Source organism: Microcoleus sp. PH2017_12_PCY_D_A (assembly GCF_020738565.1).
Lineage (GTDB): Bacteria > Cyanobacteriota > Cyanobacteriia > Cyanobacteriales > Microcoleaceae > Microcoleus.
The window spans coordinates 25,359-41,370 of sequence record NZ_JAEQCI010000053.1 but is presented as its reverse complement, the minus strand read 5'-3'; the positions used below and the strand labels follow the sequence as shown (position 1 = coordinate 41,370).

At 46.5% G+C, this 16,012-nt stretch carries 12 protein-coding genes; 5 read left to right on the top strand and 7 right to left on the bottom strand.

The features are described 5' to 3' along the window. The first annotated feature begins 101 nt into the window (after window positions 1-101). Window positions 102-1,052, top strand: a complete 951-nt coding sequence (locus JGK39_RS16800) for a cation diffusion facilitator family transporter (RefSeq protein ID WP_293260793.1) — start codon at window positions 102-104, stop codon at window positions 1,050-1,052. A gap of 497 nt (window positions 1,053-1,549) precedes the next feature. Here JGK39_RS16800 and JGK39_RS16795 read toward each other — a convergent pair whose 3' ends face one another. Next, window positions 1,550-1,735, bottom strand: a complete 186-nt coding sequence (locus JGK39_RS16795) for a hypothetical protein (protein ID WP_293260790.1) — start codon at window positions 1,733-1,735, stop codon at window positions 1,550-1,552. Window positions 1,736-2,084: 349 nt separating this feature from the next. On the opposite strand from JGK39_RS16795, the gene JGK39_RS16790 reads away from it, so the two are divergent. Further along, on the top strand, window positions 2,085-2,939 hold the full coding sequence (locus JGK39_RS16790) for a hypothetical protein (RefSeq protein WP_293260787.1): 855 nt from the start codon (window positions 2,085-2,087) through the stop codon (window positions 2,937-2,939). Between the two features lie 224 nt (window positions 2,940-3,163). Here the strand turns inward: JGK39_RS16790 and JGK39_RS16785 are convergent, their stop codons facing one another. From JGK39_RS16785 to JGK39_RS16775, 3 genes are all read right to left on the bottom strand, one after another. Continuing rightward, window positions 3,164-5,131: a HAMP domain-containing sensor histidine kinase gene (locus JGK39_RS16785; RefSeq protein ID WP_293296886.1), complete on the bottom strand. Its 1,968-nt coding sequence runs from the start codon at window positions 5,129-5,131 to the stop codon at window positions 3,164-3,166. A gap of 756 nt (window positions 5,132-5,887) precedes the next feature. After that, on the bottom strand, window positions 5,888-7,768 hold the full coding sequence (locus JGK39_RS16780) for a HEAT repeat domain-containing protein (protein WP_293260783.1): 1,881 nt from the start codon (window positions 7,766-7,768) through the stop codon (window positions 5,888-5,890). Between the two features lie 412 nt (window positions 7,769-8,180). Next, complete coding sequence (locus tag JGK39_RS16775) at window positions 8,181-9,344, bottom strand: family 10 glycosylhydrolase (protein ID WP_293260781.1); 1,164 nt, start codon at window positions 9,342-9,344, stop codon at window positions 8,181-8,183. Between the two features lie 214 nt (window positions 9,345-9,558). On the opposite strand from JGK39_RS16775, the gene JGK39_RS16770 reads away from it, so the two are divergent. Further along, window positions 9,559-10,215: a PEP-CTERM sorting domain-containing protein gene (locus JGK39_RS16770; RefSeq protein ID WP_293255228.1), complete on the top strand. Its 657-nt coding sequence runs from the start codon at window positions 9,559-9,561 to the stop codon at window positions 10,213-10,215. A gap of 35 nt (window positions 10,216-10,250) precedes the next feature. On the opposite strand, the gene metK is transcribed toward JGK39_RS16770, so the two are convergent. Further along, the gene (gene metK / locus JGK39_RS16765) at window positions 10,251-11,513 is read right to left on the bottom strand and encodes a methionine adenosyltransferase (RefSeq protein WP_293255225.1); all 1,263 of its coding nucleotides are present in this window, start codon (window positions 11,511-11,513) and stop codon (window positions 10,251-10,253) included. Between the two features lie 300 nt (window positions 11,514-11,813). Here metK and JGK39_RS16760 point away from each other — a divergent pair, with 300 nt between their 5' ends. After that, entirely contained in the window at window positions 11,814-13,538 is a 1,725-nt protein-coding gene (locus JGK39_RS16760) for an AAA-like domain-containing protein (protein ID WP_293296884.1), read from the top strand. A gap of 205 nt (window positions 13,539-13,743) precedes the next feature. Here the strand turns inward: JGK39_RS16760 and JGK39_RS16755 are convergent, their stop codons facing one another. Beyond that, window positions 13,744-14,091 (bottom strand): rhodanese-like domain-containing protein, encoded by a 348-nt coding sequence (locus tag JGK39_RS16755; RefSeq protein WP_293255219.1) that lies wholly within the window; start codon window positions 14,089-14,091, stop codon window positions 13,744-13,746. A 261-nt stretch (window positions 14,092-14,352) separates the two neighbouring features. Further along, window positions 14,353-14,961, bottom strand: a complete 609-nt coding sequence (locus tag JGK39_RS16750) for a hypothetical protein (protein ID WP_293255216.1) — start codon at window positions 14,959-14,961, stop codon at window positions 14,353-14,355. A gap of 191 nt (window positions 14,962-15,152) precedes the next feature. On the opposite strand from JGK39_RS16750, the gene rpsD reads away from it, so the two are divergent. Continuing rightward, window positions 15,153-15,761: a 30S ribosomal protein S4 gene (gene rpsD, locus JGK39_RS16745; RefSeq protein ID WP_293255213.1), complete on the top strand. Its 609-nt coding sequence runs from the start codon at window positions 15,153-15,155 to the stop codon at window positions 15,759-15,761. The last annotated feature ends 251 nt before the right edge of the window (window positions 15,762-16,012 follow it).

The window sequence follows — 16,012 nt, the reverse complement described above, 5'->3', positions numbered from 1 at the left end:
ATCTAGTTGCAAGCTAGATTCTGCAATACTTTGAACCTTTGGTGACTTGATACGCTTTAAACTAGAAGCCAGAAAACTTGATGGCTGATAGAGGAGATTCTATGGTTGCCGATAACCGTTCCGAAGTCCGCAACGTTTTAATCATTACCTTATTGCTAAACTTGTTAGTGATGGCAATTAAAGCAGCCGTGGGATGGCTGACTGGTTCCCTGAGTTTGCTCGCAGATGCCTTGCACAGCGTCACGGACAGTGCTAATAATATTTTAGGATTGGTAACTAATCATTATGCCAATCCGCAGCCCGATCGCGATCATCCCTACGGACACCAGAAATTTGACGCTCTCGGAGCTCTGGGAATTGCTGTTTTTCTGGGAATTGCCTGTTTTGAAATTCTCAGCGGTGCTGTCGAAAGGCTGCTACACGGCGGTAAAGCTGTCAAAATATCCCCAAATGAATTGTGGATTTTGCTGCTGGTACTGGGGATTAATATTTTTGTCACTTTTTACGAGCGCAGAGTTGGCAAACGTCTCGGTAGCGCGATTTTGGTGGCTGACGCCCAGCACACGATGAGCGATGTTTGGGTGACAATTATGGTCATTGGCGGGTTGATCGGTGTTTGGCAAGGCCAGGTTTTAAACATACCTCAACTGCAATCGGTGGACGTGTTTTTGTCTTTTCCTGTCGCTCTTTTGGTATTTCGCAGCGGTTGGAAAGTTTTAAAGGAAAATTTGCCTTGGTTGGTGGATGAAATGGCGATCGCGCCGGAAGTCATCCAAGCAATTGCCATGGATGTGCCCGGAGTTGTTAATTGTCACTCGATCGCCTCTCGCGGGCTGATCGGGCGTCAAGTGTTTATTGATATGCACATGATTGTCGATGCTGTCGATGTAGAAACTGCTCACCGGATTACAGAAGAAGTTGAAGCCCGTTTGGAAGAACGTTTCAGCCCTGTACGCATCTTAATTCACGTTGAACCGCCGGCTTACCATTCCGACCAAATTAGCTACGAGGCGCAAGAGAGGGAAGAAGGAAGAATGAAGAGGGAAGGATGAAGCAAGAAAAATTTAGGCTGTATTTCCAGCAAAAAGCAGGTTGAGGGATGAAGCAGGAAGGCGATCAAAGGCGATCGCAATTCCTCCAATTTTTTAAATGCTATCAATCTGGTGAGAGCAATCGCACTTCGTTTAGTTGTAGTTTTCCACAGGAAAAAGGGGGTTTTCCACAGAAATAGGCAAGTTTTCCACAATAGCTTTAATAATTATCGGGCAAAAGACTATCGGTATAAGTTCCCAGTATTTTGGATTTCTACAGCCATTTTATCTCCCAAGTCCCAAGGTACCAGAATTTCGACTTGTAAACCCAAAGCTCGCAACCACCTCAGCGGGTAGCAATCGGGAGCATCTCAGTTTTGCATTTACAGTGCTGTCGGGATCTCAAAAAAGGTTCGTAGTACGTCAGTAGAGTCCGCTCTTTAAAAAATGGTTATTGCCAAACTGAGATGCTCCCTAGCAATCTCTCAGTCAGTGTTGGCTGCCTTGTGATGTAGTAGCTATCGATCGCACCATTCGCGATCGGTGGGGAATTGAGAATCTACTGCACTGGTGTTAAATATCACCTTTTCAGTTGACAGCAAACAGTTGACAGTTGACAGTTGACAGCTTGCCCGCTCGCCAGCGAGAAGGGTTGACCTGTGATAGCGACCTCTACCTGGAAGTCCGAGGATTGGACTAATCAATAGTCTTCTTTTAATTTCTCAAGGGCGATCGGGGCTGGGGCTTTCAACCAATTCTTTATGGTAAAAAATAGACACGCTCGATCGCTTTCCTACCCTTTACCGAACGCATAAAGGCGAACGTATCCCGTTTGTGTATAGCGTTTTTCTCTTCGGACAACCCCCAACATAAGCGTATTGGATTATACACTACTAATCCCCGATACTGAAAAATTTCTATAATTTTTTATAGTATAACTTGACAGGACAAACCATATGCGGCATTTTGGGGTTGAATCAGGTGTTTGTGGGAGATTTCCGCGTTAAGGCTTTAGAGGTAAATCTTCAATGAATAAACTAAGGAGAGTATAGAGTGGCAAAGGCACTTGTTACGCTAGCGATAGGCAAGAACTATGAACTCATGTTCGATAAATATTGTAGGTCTCTCTGGCTGCACTATGCTGAAAAGTATCAATTTGAATTGGTTGTTTTTACACAACCGTTAGATAATTCATCCAAGGCTCAGTCCAGAAATCCATCATGGCAAAAGTGCCTAATTTTGTCACAACCCAGTCTTCAAAAATACGATCGAGTTGTTTGGGTCGATGCTGATGTATTGATTAACCCAAATAGTCCCGATATTACCGAAGGAGTTCCACTGGAGAAGATTGGGGCAGTAGATGATTATGCAACTCCTAGTAGAGCAGATCACGAGATTTGCCTGAAAAGAATTTATGATTTTTGGTCTAAGAATGGTATCGAATACATAGACAACCTTTCTCCTACAGCTTTTTACAAAAGTTTTGGGATAGATGCAGAATTTGAATCCGTTGTACAAGCCGGAGTTATGGTGCTTTCTCCTCGTTATCATCGAGAATTGCTGGAGTATGTTTATCACTCCTATGAAGACAAAGGTTCAGGAGAATGGAACTATGAAATGCGCCCCTTGAGCTATGAGATATTGATGAAGCATATTGAGTGCTGGATTTCTCCAAAGTTCAATATGCCTTGGCCGTTAATCCAGCAATTTCTGTACCCGTTTCTAAGTTCGAGAGATAACATCGTACAAAAGGGATTACAAAAAATTGGTTTAAATCCTAAGGCTTCACTAATTTCTAAATGTGTAACAACAGCATTTTTCAACAACTATTTTCTGCATTTTGCTGGAGGCACTACTGGTGACATGAAATTTGTTGACACAAAACTCACTTCAATATTTGACCTGTGATCGAGTTTTCAGAATTTTTATAGCAATTCTCAAGTGAGTCAGGTACAGATTGGCAATTGACAAAAAGGTAAGACAACTGGCGAGAAACTCACGAAACTCGATGGCAGCCATACCTCACCACGCTGAGAAAAGCTACATTCAATACACCAGTCAATTCAACTGGTAGAGTGCCCAAGAGCTTGATTTTTTCCTGTTTTTCGCTTCGCACCCTACCCCTGTGTTAACTAACTATTTCCTGCTGGTATGCGTACAGTGAAAATAGACCCTTTGCCCTCCTCGCTTTCCACCAAAATTTCGCCGCCCATCATGTGACAGTAGTGGCGGCTAATTGTCAGCCCCAATCCAGTGCCGCCATACTGGCGCGCCGCCGAAGAATCAGCTTGCGCGAAGGCTTCAAACAATTTTTGCTGTTGTTGGGCAGACATTCCAATGCCGGTATCTTTAACAGATAAGCAAATCCAATCCGATGCTGCAACATTAGCAACTGGAGAAGCAATCAAACTCGATTTCCCCTCCCCCACAACCATTAAGTTTTCCACACCCGACAGGTGCGCTGCATTAGATTCTCCGGTTCCCTCAACACGGCTGACGCTGACTTTTACTATCCCATTTTTGGTGAATTTAGCAGCATTGTTCAGCAGGTTCAGCAGCACTTTCCGGACTTTCGCTAAATCTGCGTGCATGGTGCCGACAGCTTGACTGTCGCACTCTATTTCTAAAACATTGCCATTCTGTTGTACCGACAATTTTACCTCAATTGACAGGTGATCGAGCAGGGATTCGATGTCAAACTCTTCGATGTCGAGGTTCATTCCCCCCGCTTGAATTTTTGACAAATCGAGGATGTCGTTAACCAAAGATAGCAGGTGCGTGCCTGCATTCTGAATCTTGTCTAAGTCGGTAACAAAATCTTTGTACCCGGAATCTCTGGCATCTTCTAAAAGTAGTTCACTGTAGCCGATAATTGCGTTTAAAGGCGTCCGCAACTCGTGGCTCATATTGGCTAAAAAGTGGCTTTTAGCTGTGCTAGCCACTAAAGCATCTTCCTTAGCTTGTGCCAATTCTTTTGTATGTTCCGAAACTCGCTCGATCAGGTGATTGAGAGATACAGCTAATGAGCTTATTTCGTCTTGTCCGCTGACGGGGGCTCGCAAATCAAAATTCGACTCGGCGGCGACTTGTTGAGCCACCTGAGTGACGCTGACGACTGGTTTGGCGATCGCCCTACTGGTGCGGCAAGCCACTATTCCAGCCAGCCCTACCGACAGCAGCATACTAATCATAATGATGCCCTTTTCGATTCCTTGAGCATCCTGCATCGCTGCACCGCTTTGGCGCTCTTGCTGCTGGGCAATATCGAGGATTTTGCTCAATTTCTGAAGGTGGCCCTCAAGCTGTTTTGCACCTTCTCCGCTTTCTGTCGCCAACAATTTTCGGGCAGACTCTATCTTCCGAGGCGAAAGTTGCGATTGCTGGATTTGCTGCAAAGTTGAATTGAGAGTATCGGCGTAGGATTCTAAATTTTCCGTGCAATCTTGGAGTAAAGTTTTGAGAGCTTCCGGCTTGGCTGCGAGCCTTGCTGGTTGGCTGTCGGCAAATTTTTCGATGCCCAAGCGCAGGTTTTTTGCCTTAACAATACTGTTGACAAACTGCTGTTCTTGCAGTTCCAGCTTAGCGGAATTATCCACAAAAGAATCTAGCTGCGCTCCCTGCAATTGTGCCAGCAACGCTGCATCTTTAAAGTTGCCGAGCAATTGTGCTTGTATGTGAGCGTCATTGAATTCTTTTAATCCTTTTTCTTGGTGATAGTCGGCAATTGCCAGTCCGCTCAGCGAGCCAATAAATCCGATTCCTATTGCCAGCAAATACCCCCCACCAATTTTTTGATGTATGGGCAAACTGCCAAGTTTGAGAGACAAGTTTTGGTTGATTTTTAAGGATAGTTGTTCGGCCAAATCATGGAAGGATGATTGTTGTGCTTCGGTTTCGACAGAAGCAAGTTGTGCGGAAATAAAAGCCCACATTCGTTTACCTATATTGCTATTTTCGGGGTTATTTTTTGTCGGCAATACAGGTTTTTCCTGCTGGTTCAATGGTTCCAAATCTGGATTGATATCGCCCCGATCTTGCCAAGCGCCAACCGATAAACCTACTTCGTTGCGTGTTTTTTTGAGCAAGTTTGTTTGTGACATATGCAACTGCTGTATTCTGTGAAAATTTACCACGCTCTTAAGTTCTCCAAAGGGAAAAGCTTGTATGTTTTCCAGTAGACATCTGCGAAAAAGTATCTGAAACTCTTGTCGAGTCAGGAGAAACTTCAATTCCGTTGATGTCTAATAGATAATTAGGCTGTTGATGGCTGTTGCCAAATTACTTTTTCGACTAATAAAAGTCTCCAGCAGGCAAAAAAAGAAAGATTTATCCCGGCAGTGATTTATTGCCGCATGAAATGTTACAGGCAGAAGATTCTGTCTGATGCGTTTTGCCTGTGATTCGCCCAAAGCTGATATTGTCTCTTGACAATGCACCCGATTCTTCAGCTTTGGAGTGTTGCTGCCAGCAATGCGACGATTGCTTGACGGTTTTTGTTGCGTATCCGACTATTTTATACCACAGAATGTGACAAATGTGGCTGCCGATCGCGCTTATGCACTAAGAGCGATCGACTTTTGGCATCACTGCCCCGCAAGTCGTGTAAGTCGAGTATAACTTTAGGGCTTACTAAAAGAAACCGGGTTTCTACGGGTTAACTGTGGCAATTGCGATATCTCTCTGTGGCGACGGTTAATTCGATCGCTCCTATTAATACCAGTTCCAAAAAATAATGCTTGTAGGGGCAAACCCCCCGTGGTTGCCCGATAGAGAGGGTAGGCACGCACCATCCACTACCCCTACAAAGTTATTAAAATCATTTAGGATCGCTATAGAAAATAAGTCGTTCTCAAATCTCAAATCTCAAATCTCAAATCGGATAACTTCCCATTTCTACCCAAAGCTTCATCGGCCAATTGCACAATCCAGCGATTCGGCCTGGCTTGGGCTCTGGCGGCAAGCACCGCGGCCCAAGCTTCCCCTTCTTTGCCCCGGCCCAACAGCGCAGCACAAACAGTCAAAGCTGCGGCTGTTGAACGGCTGATGCCGCTTTGGCAGCAGACGAGCAATTTGCCGGGGTGCGCCGATATTTGGCGGGCGAAGTCAATAATTTGGAGTACGTCATCAATGGTAGCCAAGACGCGATCGGGATCGTCAACGGGAGTGTCGAGGTCGTTAAATTCTAACCGCAGCCGGTGCGGGATTTTGTGAAAAGTTTTGGGCTCGGGTACGCCGGGAGTGCCGATCGAGATCAGGTATTGGAGATTGGACCCCGCAGCGCGATCGATAATATATTCGGTGGCTTCTGCTTCCGAAGCAATCTGGATTTTCGGCAGTTTTTCACCCGAGACATCCGCAGCAGATTCCTGCTCAAAATAAACTGTTTTTACCTCAGCGCCGACATCCGGCAAATATTGGGCGGCAAGGGCGCGAACGTCAGCAAATTGGCGTCTCAAAGCTGCTTCCAGAGCCAAAAGAGCAGCACGAGAGCCAATTTGACCGATGGATTTAACAGCCTTTTGGCGCACTCCAGAGGTTTCGTCTCCCAGCAGCCGCACCAAACCTGCTACAGCCTCGTCTGTCCCAATCTGCCCCAAAGCACCAGCAACTCTCCACCGCACATAGGATTCACTGTCGCCTAGGGCGATCGCCAGTCCCGCGGCCACCATTTTTTGCAAGTTAGCATCTCCCGCTGTATTGATGTTCCCCAGGGCAACAGCAGCCCTGCCGCGCACGAAAATGTCTCGATCCGAGAGCGATCGCATTACCGCCACAGCAGCCACCTCGCTGCTGATTTCCCCCAAGGCAGAAACTGCACTGCCGCGCACATCTGAGTCCTCGTGGTTGAGGGCTTGCAGCAGCCCAGCCACAGCCGTTTCCGTCCCGATTTGTCCCAAGGCCTCGGCGGCCCTCAAAGAAACGGCATAGGAGTCAGGATCGTGAAGCAATTCTACTAAGCGGGGTACTGCGTCGCGATCGCCGATTTTCCCCAAAGCCACCGCCGCCCTAGCACGGACGAGGTGATTTTCGTCTCTGAGGGCATTCAGCAGCCACGGAACTACCTCACCCACCCCGATTTTCCCGCAATTTACGGCGGCCCGCCAGCGCACCTCGCAGTCTTGATGTTTCAGGGCTTTAATCGTTGCGGGGACGGCTATTTTGGGGTTGATTTTACCCAAGGCCCAAACCGCCCAGGCGCGGACTCCGGCGGCTTTGTGGTTGAGAGCTTCGATCAGTGCTGCGGCTGCTGGTTTCGAGTCAATTTCTCCCAGGGCCCAAGCGGCCCAAGCTTGCGCTTGGGAATCGGCAGATTCGAGCACCCGCGCTAATTCAATTACTGCCGCCCTAGAACCAATTTGCCCGATCGCCCGAATGCAATGAAGGCGCACGGCACTGTCTTTGTGGTTCAATGCTTTGACAAGTATTGGAATTGCCATATCGGAACTTGTTAGTGCCAGCAGTTGAATTTTGAGCGGCAGGGAAGTTTTAATTTTTACGATTAATCTTACTGTTTTTAGTTGAAACTCCGGCTTTACCATTCCTGCTAGCTTCGAGCCGAGTTTTAAATTTACTTTTAGGGCTAATTTTACTGCGCGCAAAGCCAGACTTTGCTGTTCTACTTGCGGCAATATTGTCGCCAAGGCGTGCATCCCTTGTTTTTGTTTCAAATATTTTTGGTTGAATTCAGCATCGCTGAGCTCTGGTAGCTGTTGGATGAGGGTTGCTACTGAGTTCATTCATTTATCCTCATATTTTGGCGATCGTTTGAGATTGCTCTTTTTAAACTCGGTTTCTTTAAGAAAATACGCCTGCACCTACAAAACTCAACTGATAAAAAAACTTGCACCACTTATAAAATATAGCGGTTCTCAAAAAAGTCAGGTATGCCCACAAGCCCACGGAGCCCTAGGCCCACGGAGGCCTATGCCCACGGAGCCCTAGGCCCTATGCCCTATGCCCTATGCCCTAAATTGATTATCTGTTTTTTTGGGCGATCGCCTTAACAATTAGTAGCGCTTGCTGCTTGGCATCGATGCACTGTTTGCTAGACTTGCTCTGCGCTATATCATTTTATACCAAGTTGGGTTCAAATATCGATCGACTCCGTTGAACGCAACAAACCGGAAACAGCCCGATTCCGGGAGAGTGTCAACCGTAGGGCCCATTTTTCAAAGCCTCAGCCAAAGCATTATCGTTATCCCGCAAACCTTCGTAAAAAAACAGCACTTCTCCTGGAACGCCGCGAGCGCGGTTGTAAGCAATTACTTGCAACAACAGCTCCGGATTCATGCTATAATTGCCCCCTCGATTCGCCAACAGGATACCGGGAGACACACAGGACACTTGCTCGCAGGTAAGTTGTCCATCGATCAGTCGATCGAGCAATTGTTTGTAACCGTTAAAATCGCGGCGGTAAAACTGCGGGTGAAGCATATCAACCAACTTTTTGTCAACCCAAGATAGAGAATCTTGCAAATATTCCACGAGTCCCCAGTCATAGGGACTCGGCGACATCGACAGCAACAAATCTGGATTAATAGCCTTCAATTCTCGATGCAATCGAGCCACAAACTCAGTAATTATATCAGCCCGCCAGTGCAGCCAATGTTGCTCTCTACAATTCTGTGGCGGTTCTCTCCCGCACTCTTGGCGGTAGCGTTTAACCGTTTTTGCATCATAACCGCCTTCACAGGGTAGCGCAATGCGATCGTCTCCTTGAACGCCATGTACCGGATAATTCCTCGCAACTTCCAGCATCAACCCCAGCAAAAAATCTTGCACTTCCGGGTCAAGAGAATTCATCCATTCAAACTTATTTTTCTTAAGTAAATTGCCATTACAATCGCGCGCCGCCCATTCCGGTTTCTTCGCCAGCAAATGACCGCCGTTGAGATTATAAGAACTCACAAATCCGTATTCAAACCAAGGAATAACTTTTAAACCAACTCTATTAGCCTCAACAATTAATTCTGCCAAAGGGTCGCGACCTTGATAGCGCGCGTCAATTTCAACCCCAAATTGTTCGCGCATTATTTGAGAAGGATAAGTCGTAAAACCACGGTTCCAAACTACAGGAAATACTGTATTAAATCCCGTATCTGCAAGAAAATTTATTGCCTCAGCAATCCGCTGTTTTGAAGTGAGAACTTGGCAGTCGGTGCTGGGTATCCAAACGCCGCGCATTCCACATTCAGGCGCCGACGAACTCGGCAGCGCTGCTGGATTTTGTGGATAAAATTCAGCAGTAAACCGCTGTTTTAGTGCTGATGTAAAACTGCGAATTGCTGACTGGAAAGAAGGAAAAAATGCCATTAATATAACATACTAATTGTGTATAAAATATCAAAAATTGTATAGATTTTTTGGTTAATATACTTAATCAAACTTAAAAGATTTTAGAACTTCATTTATTCTACATACTCTAGCTAAATATTGTAAAGTTTAAGCAAAGACATAGCTTTTGTATAGACATTCCATTCATCAAAGTTTAGAGTCGTAACATACAATAATTTATCCAGAACACAAAATGGCTAAATATAAAGGGAGTCAATTAAGTGTTGCAATCGCAAGTAGGGTCTTGGCCTGTGGAGTCATATTAACTCAATTTGCTGCCGAAGCACAAGCAGCTACTCTGACTTACAATTTTACAGTCGATGCTACAAGTTTATTCCAAAGCTTTCCCGAGCCTTACATTGCTAATTACAGCGGTTCTTTCAGCTTTGACAACTCATCTTTAACAGGTGTTGGTGATGAATCAGTGAGTGTACTGTCTGGAGTCTTCAATTATCTATTGCCTCTGGACCGTCATCGCGAACCTCAGATTCCTTTCTCTTATAATTTTTTGGGGACACCTTTAGCAATAACAGAGAGTTGGTACTTGTATCGTGTATCGGGTGGAGTGGTCAACGTGCGCTCGGGGCGATTGGTAGGGCTGAGCTTTAGCGGGAACTCTTTTCTCGATCCACATAATGCTATTTGGAGGATAGATAATAATCAATTCGTATCTGATAGAAGGTCTATGGGGCGTCCCAATGCCGGCGGACAAACTGCTACCGTCAGTTATTTTGGGCCTGAAATAGTGGTTTCCGAACCAGTTCCAGAACCGACAACAATCGCAGGTGCGATTTTGGGTTTGACAAGTATTCTCGCAGTCAAGAAAAGAAAAAAGATGGTAAGTAACTAATAAATGGGGCGCGGAGGGCGCGCCCCAAAATTGTACTATTTAGCTACTCCAGACAACTGCTGGCTCAAGGCTTCCTTCAAAAGCTCGGCCTTATCAGTTTGCTCCCAAGGCAACTCTAAATCGGTGCGTCCGAAGTGACCGTAAGCCGCCACATCTTGATAGAAACGGCCGCCTCTTTCCGCTGGCAAATTCTGCAAGTTAAATGCCTGAATGATGCCCGCAGGACGCAGTTCAAAATGCTGCTTCACAACTTCCAAAAGGCGATCGTCATCAGCTTTACCAGTGCCAAAAGTTTCGATCATCATGCTAACAGGGCGCGCTACGCCGATCGCATAACTCAACTGCACTTCGCACTTTTCGGCCAAACCGGCCGCCACGATATTTTTAGCAACATAGCGACAAGCATAAGCCGCGCTGCGGTCTACCTTCGTGGGGTCTTTCCCAGAAAAAGCACCGCCGCCGTGACGGGAATAGCCGCCGTAGGTATCCACAATAATTTTGCGGCCAGTCAAACCCGAATCTCCTTGAGGCCCGCCGACGACAAATTTGCCAGTGGGGTTGACAAGGAAGCGAGTTTCTGCATCCGGCTTGATGCTAATATCGGCAAACACGGGTTGGACAACAGCAGTCCAAAGGTCTGCTTTAATCTTGGCTTGAACCGCGGCTGTTTCGGTGATATCGCCGATCGCCTCAGTGTGCTGCGTAGAAATTAAGATCGTATCAATGCCAACAGGTTTCCCGTCTTCGTAAGCTACGGTAACTTGGCTTTTACCGTCCGGACGCAGGTAAGGCAATTGACCTGTTTTGCGGACTGCGGCCAGTTGGCGGCAAATCCGGTGCGCTAAACTAATTGGTAAAGGCATCAATTCCGGCGTTTCGTTGCAAGCAAAACCGAACATCAAGCCTTGGTCGCCAGCACCGATCGCATCCAACTCCTCTTCACTGGATTGTTCCCGACTTTCGTGAGCCGTATTCACCCCTTGGGCAATATCGGGAGATTGAGAGTCCAGAGCCACCAACACCGAGCAGCTATTGGCAGAAAAGCCGTTATCAGCGTGGATGTAGCCAATATCGGCTATTTTTTTCCGCGCCAACTCTATGTAATTTACCTGAGCTTTCGTGGTAATTTCGCCCGTCAGCAGCATCAAACCCGTGTTGACGACAACTTCGGCTGCGACGCGACTTTTAGGGTCTTCGGTCAGCAAGGCATCTAAGATAGTGTCTGAAATTTGATCGCAGATTTTATCGGGATGGCCTTCGGTGACGGATTCAGAGGTAAACAGGTAGCGGCGTGACAATGATTATTTCTCCTTTGATTCGTGTGAATCCTGCAAGACATGGGCGACAGACGACTGACTTTTCGGGTAGAGGCGCAGAATCATCGCGTCTCGATCGCCAGAAAATTTGTGTCGGTCTGCTGCGAGTTTAAGCAGGGTTTGAGATTAGCTAAAGTGACACTACTATAACAAAGTCAGTTCCGGGAAGTCCTGAAAAACTTACATTTTGTATGATTGTCAATAAGTCTTTGACACCGATCCTCTACCCCCCCTAACCTTGAGATGTAAGATACAGTCAGGGTATCGCCTCGCGGATGCACTATGGCACGAATCCAAAAATCACCAAATTTAATCCAAACGGTTGCACACCTAGAATTTCCTGGGGGCCCTATACCGCTTGACTCTGCATTTTATATCGATCGATCGCCCGCCGAAGCCCGAGCTTGTGCAGAAATTAGCAAGCCAGGGAGTCTGATTCGGATTAAAGCTCCCCGAAAAATGGGCAAAAGTTCCCTGATGCTGCGGATAATTAAGGCTGCGGTCGATCGCGGATACCGCACAGTCACTGTAGACTTTCAGCAAGCCGACGAAGCAGTTTTTGCTAATGTAGATAAATTTTTGCGCTGGTTGTGTGTCAATGTCGCTCGCCAACTCAAACTCGAACCAAATCTCAATGAATTTTGGGATGAAGATATGGGGAGCAAAGTAAGCTGCTCTCTTTACTTCGAGAACTATTTGCTCGAACAAATTGACAGTCCCCTTTTCTTGGTACTCAACGAAGTAAACCGAGTATTTGAACGCGCCAATATCGCTCAAGAATTCCTGCCGCTGCTCCGTTTTTGGTACGAACAAGCGCGACAGAGCGAAACCTGGGAAAAACTGCGAATCGCAGTCATTCACTCGACAGAAATTTATATTGCTTTGAGTCTCAATCAATCTCCATTCAATGTAGGGCTGCCGATTAAACTCTCAGAATTTAGTGCCGAACAAGTCCAAGAGTTGGCGCGCCGGCACGGACTGAACTGGAACGACAGCTATCCCGTCGAGCAATTAATGCAAATGGTAGGCGGTCATCCTTATTTAGTGCATTTAGCGCTTTATCACCTGGCAATTTTACAGCAAAACCGCCTGTCGGTTGGGGAGAATGAGTCTGGGGAGGAGCTGGGGCGAGCCGAGTTGGAACAACTATTAAAAGCAGCTCCTACTCAAAGCGGAATTTATAGCGACTACTTGCGAAATCAGTCGATCGCCATTCAGCAGAAGCCAGAACTCGCATGGGCGTTCCAACAGGTTCTGGATGTTAAAAATAGCCTTCACCTCGAACCTTTGATGGCCTATCAGTTAGATAGCATGGGGCTTGTCAAATTAGAGGGTAATAACTGTAGTTTGTCTTGCGAATTATATCGCCTGTATTTTCAAGAGCAAAATTTGTGCGAGGACGGTTTCTCGGCTGTCGGTTTTGAGGAGTTGCAGCAAGAAAATGAAAGACTGCTAGCTTTGGTGAATGTGGACGAACTTACCCAAATTGGCAACAGACGACATTTTGACAGTTGCTTGCGAGCCCAATGGAAACATAATGCTCGCGATGAGTCTCCGATATCTTTAATTTTGTGCGACATCGATTATTTCAAAATTTATAACGATACCTACGGACATCAAGCTGGAGATAGTTGTTTGCGCTCGGTAGCTCAGGCAATTCGCCGATCGCTCCAGCGTCCTGCTGATGTAGCTGCTCGCTACGGCGGTGAGGAATTTGCGATCGTTTTACCTCAAACAGATGCAACGGGCGCTTTGGTTATTGCTGAACAGATTAGAGCGAAAGTTAAAGCTTTGAGTATTATTTTTGACCCGGAGAATGTTGACTGTTTGCCTAATTCTGTGGTGACAATTAGTTTGGGAATTGCCAGCGTTGTTCCCGGCCCGGAAAATGATGCAGCAACGCTGGTACTGGCGGCTGATGAGGCTCTTTATGACTCAAAAAGGCACGGGCGCGATCGGATCACTATGAGTACGCTGTTAAATTTTCGATTTGCTGCTGTTAATTAGAATTCAGATCCTGTCAGCCCAAACCCAATAATAAACAAAGGTTCGATCGTTCGGAATGCGAGTCCGCATCCAAGAGAGGACTAAAGTCCTGACTGCGAACCTATATTGCAAAGGTTCGATCGTTCGGAATGCGAGTCCGCAGGATCGGAGGACTTGTATCCCGAACGAGAGAACCTATATTGCGGTAGTTAGAGTGGGCATCAGATTAATAGCGCGGCACAGTGCGATCGACCAATATGGAGTAAGCATCGATGCCACCAAGGATATTTTTAACATGGATAAATCCCCGATCGCTCAACCACTGGCACATTTGAGCCGATCGCACTCCGTGGTGGCACAGCACTAGGGTTTCTGTGTCGCGATTTAGTCGATCGTCAATATCACCAGACCATTGGGCAAACTCGCTTAGCGGAAAAACCACAAATCCCGGCAGCGCTGCGAGTTCAATTTCGTAAGGTTCCCGCACGTCTACAAGCTGCAATCGATCGGCATTAGTTTCTGCTAATTTCCGACCTAATTCTTCGACTGTAATTTGACCAAAAATTTCTGACATTTGATTAGAAGAAAGAAGGAAGAAGGAAGAAGGAAGAAGGAAGAAGGAAGAAGGCTATAAAGGCTTCGCGAGCGGGTAAAAAGACTTGTCAGTCAGCGTAGCCGAAGGAAGGAAGAGGGAAGAAGGGAGAGGAATAGGTGAGAGTTGCCTAATTACCAATTACCAATTACCAATTCCCAATTACCAATTCCCAATTACCAATTCCCAATTCCCTGTTTGCCCAATTCCCTGTTTGCCCAATTCCCAATTACCCATAACTAATTAATTGAGCCGCGAAGGCGGTGGAATTAACTCCGTAGGAGGTGTCGGTGCAGGACGCCCGTCCAACTGGCTCACTGTACCCCTGGGATCGAGACAAGTGGCAATTAACCTGTCCGTGGGAAAGTCGAGCCTGCCGCTCAACCCGACTACGCATTCAGCAAACACTTCTGGCAATAAACTGCGGCGGCACCCATCAAGAACTAACAGGGCAGCAGCAGGTTGAGTTTTAGTTTTGCTATTAATATTCACCACGCAAGTAGTTAATTCGTCCGGGCGCCTCACCCGCCGACAGCTAGAGAGCGCTTCGATACCAGAAATATTGGTTTTGCGGTTGATTTGGAGGGCGCATCTAGATATGTCGCGGGGGTGGAGCGCGTCGGCACAAGCTGCTGCTGCTTCCTCTGCACCGACTCCGGCTTCGATTAGTTCCTTAGCGCAGACGCGATAGGGATTTTGAGTTCGCGGGAATCTCAGGGTGATGGCTGATGCTGGCGAGATTGGCAGTGCTGTTGCCAACAAACTCAGCGCGACTAAGGGAGTGCCGAGAGCCAACATCCAGCGCGGTGCTGGCTTTGGGGAAGAATTTTGGGAAAATTTGCGGTTGTGCATGGCAGCTCGATTTGTAAGTTTTTGGGCTGGTTGGGTCGCTCGATCGGCTTTTACTTCAGAATTTACCGCACATTACGGATGGCTGCGGTCGATCGATTTTTTTAATCGATTTTTGTTGGAATTTTCACCCTTATCAACATATAATATAGAGTCTGCATAAAATTGCATACAGAGATTAGAGAGGAAAATAAATGTCTCGATATCGAGGCCCCCGATTAAGAATCGTCCGTCGCCTGAAAGAGTTGCCCGGTCTAACCCGCAAAACTCCCAGACGGGATTATCCGCCTGGGCAGCACGGTCAAAACCGCAAAAAGCTTTCTGAGTACGCGGTTCGCTTGCAAGAAAAGCAAAAACTACGTTTCAATTACGGTGTGACGGAACGCCAATTGCTCCGTTATGTCCGCAAAGCCCGCCGTGTGACGGGTTCCACAGGTCAAGTGTTACTGCAATTTTTGGAAATGCGCTTGGACAATACTGTGTTTCGGATGGGAATGGCTCCAACCATTCCGTCCGCTAGACAATTGGTAAATCACGGTCACATTACTGTGAACGATCGTGAAGTCAATATCGCTAGCTATCAGTGCAAGCCCGGTGATGTGGTTGCTGTGAAAAACAGAGAACGCTCCCGTGCAATGATTGAAGCTAACCTCAAAGATCCAGGCTTGGCTCACTTGCCCAGTCACTTGGAATTTGACAAGCAAAAACTGGTTGGCAAAGTTAACGGCGTTGTCGAACGCGAATGGATTGCTCTTCAGATTAACGAACTGCTAGTGGTTGAATACTACTCGCGTCAAGCTTAATTTATTAGTCATCAGTCGTTGGTCATTAGTCATCAGTTAGTTGCTAGCAAAAAATTAATAATTGGGTATGTACCAAATTATTGGTTTATTGTTACTGAATAATGAGGGCTAAGGACTGAGGACTAATTTTTTAGGAACAAACAGCTATGCTGAAGGCTGAAAAAAGCTTTGTGACGGTCAATAATTAACTTTTAACAGTTAGTTGTTGGCCGTTATATTATTTATGTCCGGTCAACGATCCAGAATCTGTA

Coding starts and splice junctions, on each gene's coding strand:
- rpsD (WP_293255213.1), top strand. CDS start 15,153: ATGTCTCGATATCGAGGCCCCCGATTAAGAATCGTCCGTCGCCTGAAA.
- JGK39_RS16770 (WP_293255228.1), top strand. CDS start 9,559: ATGGCTAAATATAAAGGGAGTCAATTAAGTGTTGCAATCGCAAGTAGG.
- JGK39_RS16800 (WP_293260793.1), top strand. CDS start 102: ATGGTTGCCGATAACCGTTCCGAAGTCCGCAACGTTTTAATCATTACC.
- JGK39_RS16780 (WP_293260783.1), bottom strand. CDS start 7,768: ATGAACTCAGTAGCAACCCTCATCCAACAGCTACCAGAGCTCAGCGAT.
- JGK39_RS16750 (WP_293255216.1), bottom strand. CDS start 14,961: ATGCACAACCGCAAATTTTCCCAAAATTCTTCCCCAAAGCCAGCACCG.
- JGK39_RS16785 (WP_293296886.1), bottom strand. CDS start 5,131: ATGTCACAAACAAACTTGCTCAAAAAAACACGCAACGAAGTAGGTTTA.
- JGK39_RS16775 (WP_293260781.1), bottom strand. CDS start 9,344: ATGGCATTTTTTCCTTCTTTCCAGTCAGCAATTCGCAGTTTTACATCA.
- JGK39_RS16760 (WP_293296884.1), top strand. CDS start 11,814: ATGGCACGAATCCAAAAATCACCAAATTTAATCCAAACGGTTGCACAC.
- JGK39_RS16755 (WP_293255219.1), bottom strand. CDS start 14,091: ATGTCAGAAATTTTTGGTCAAATTACAGTCGAAGAATTAGGTCGGAAA.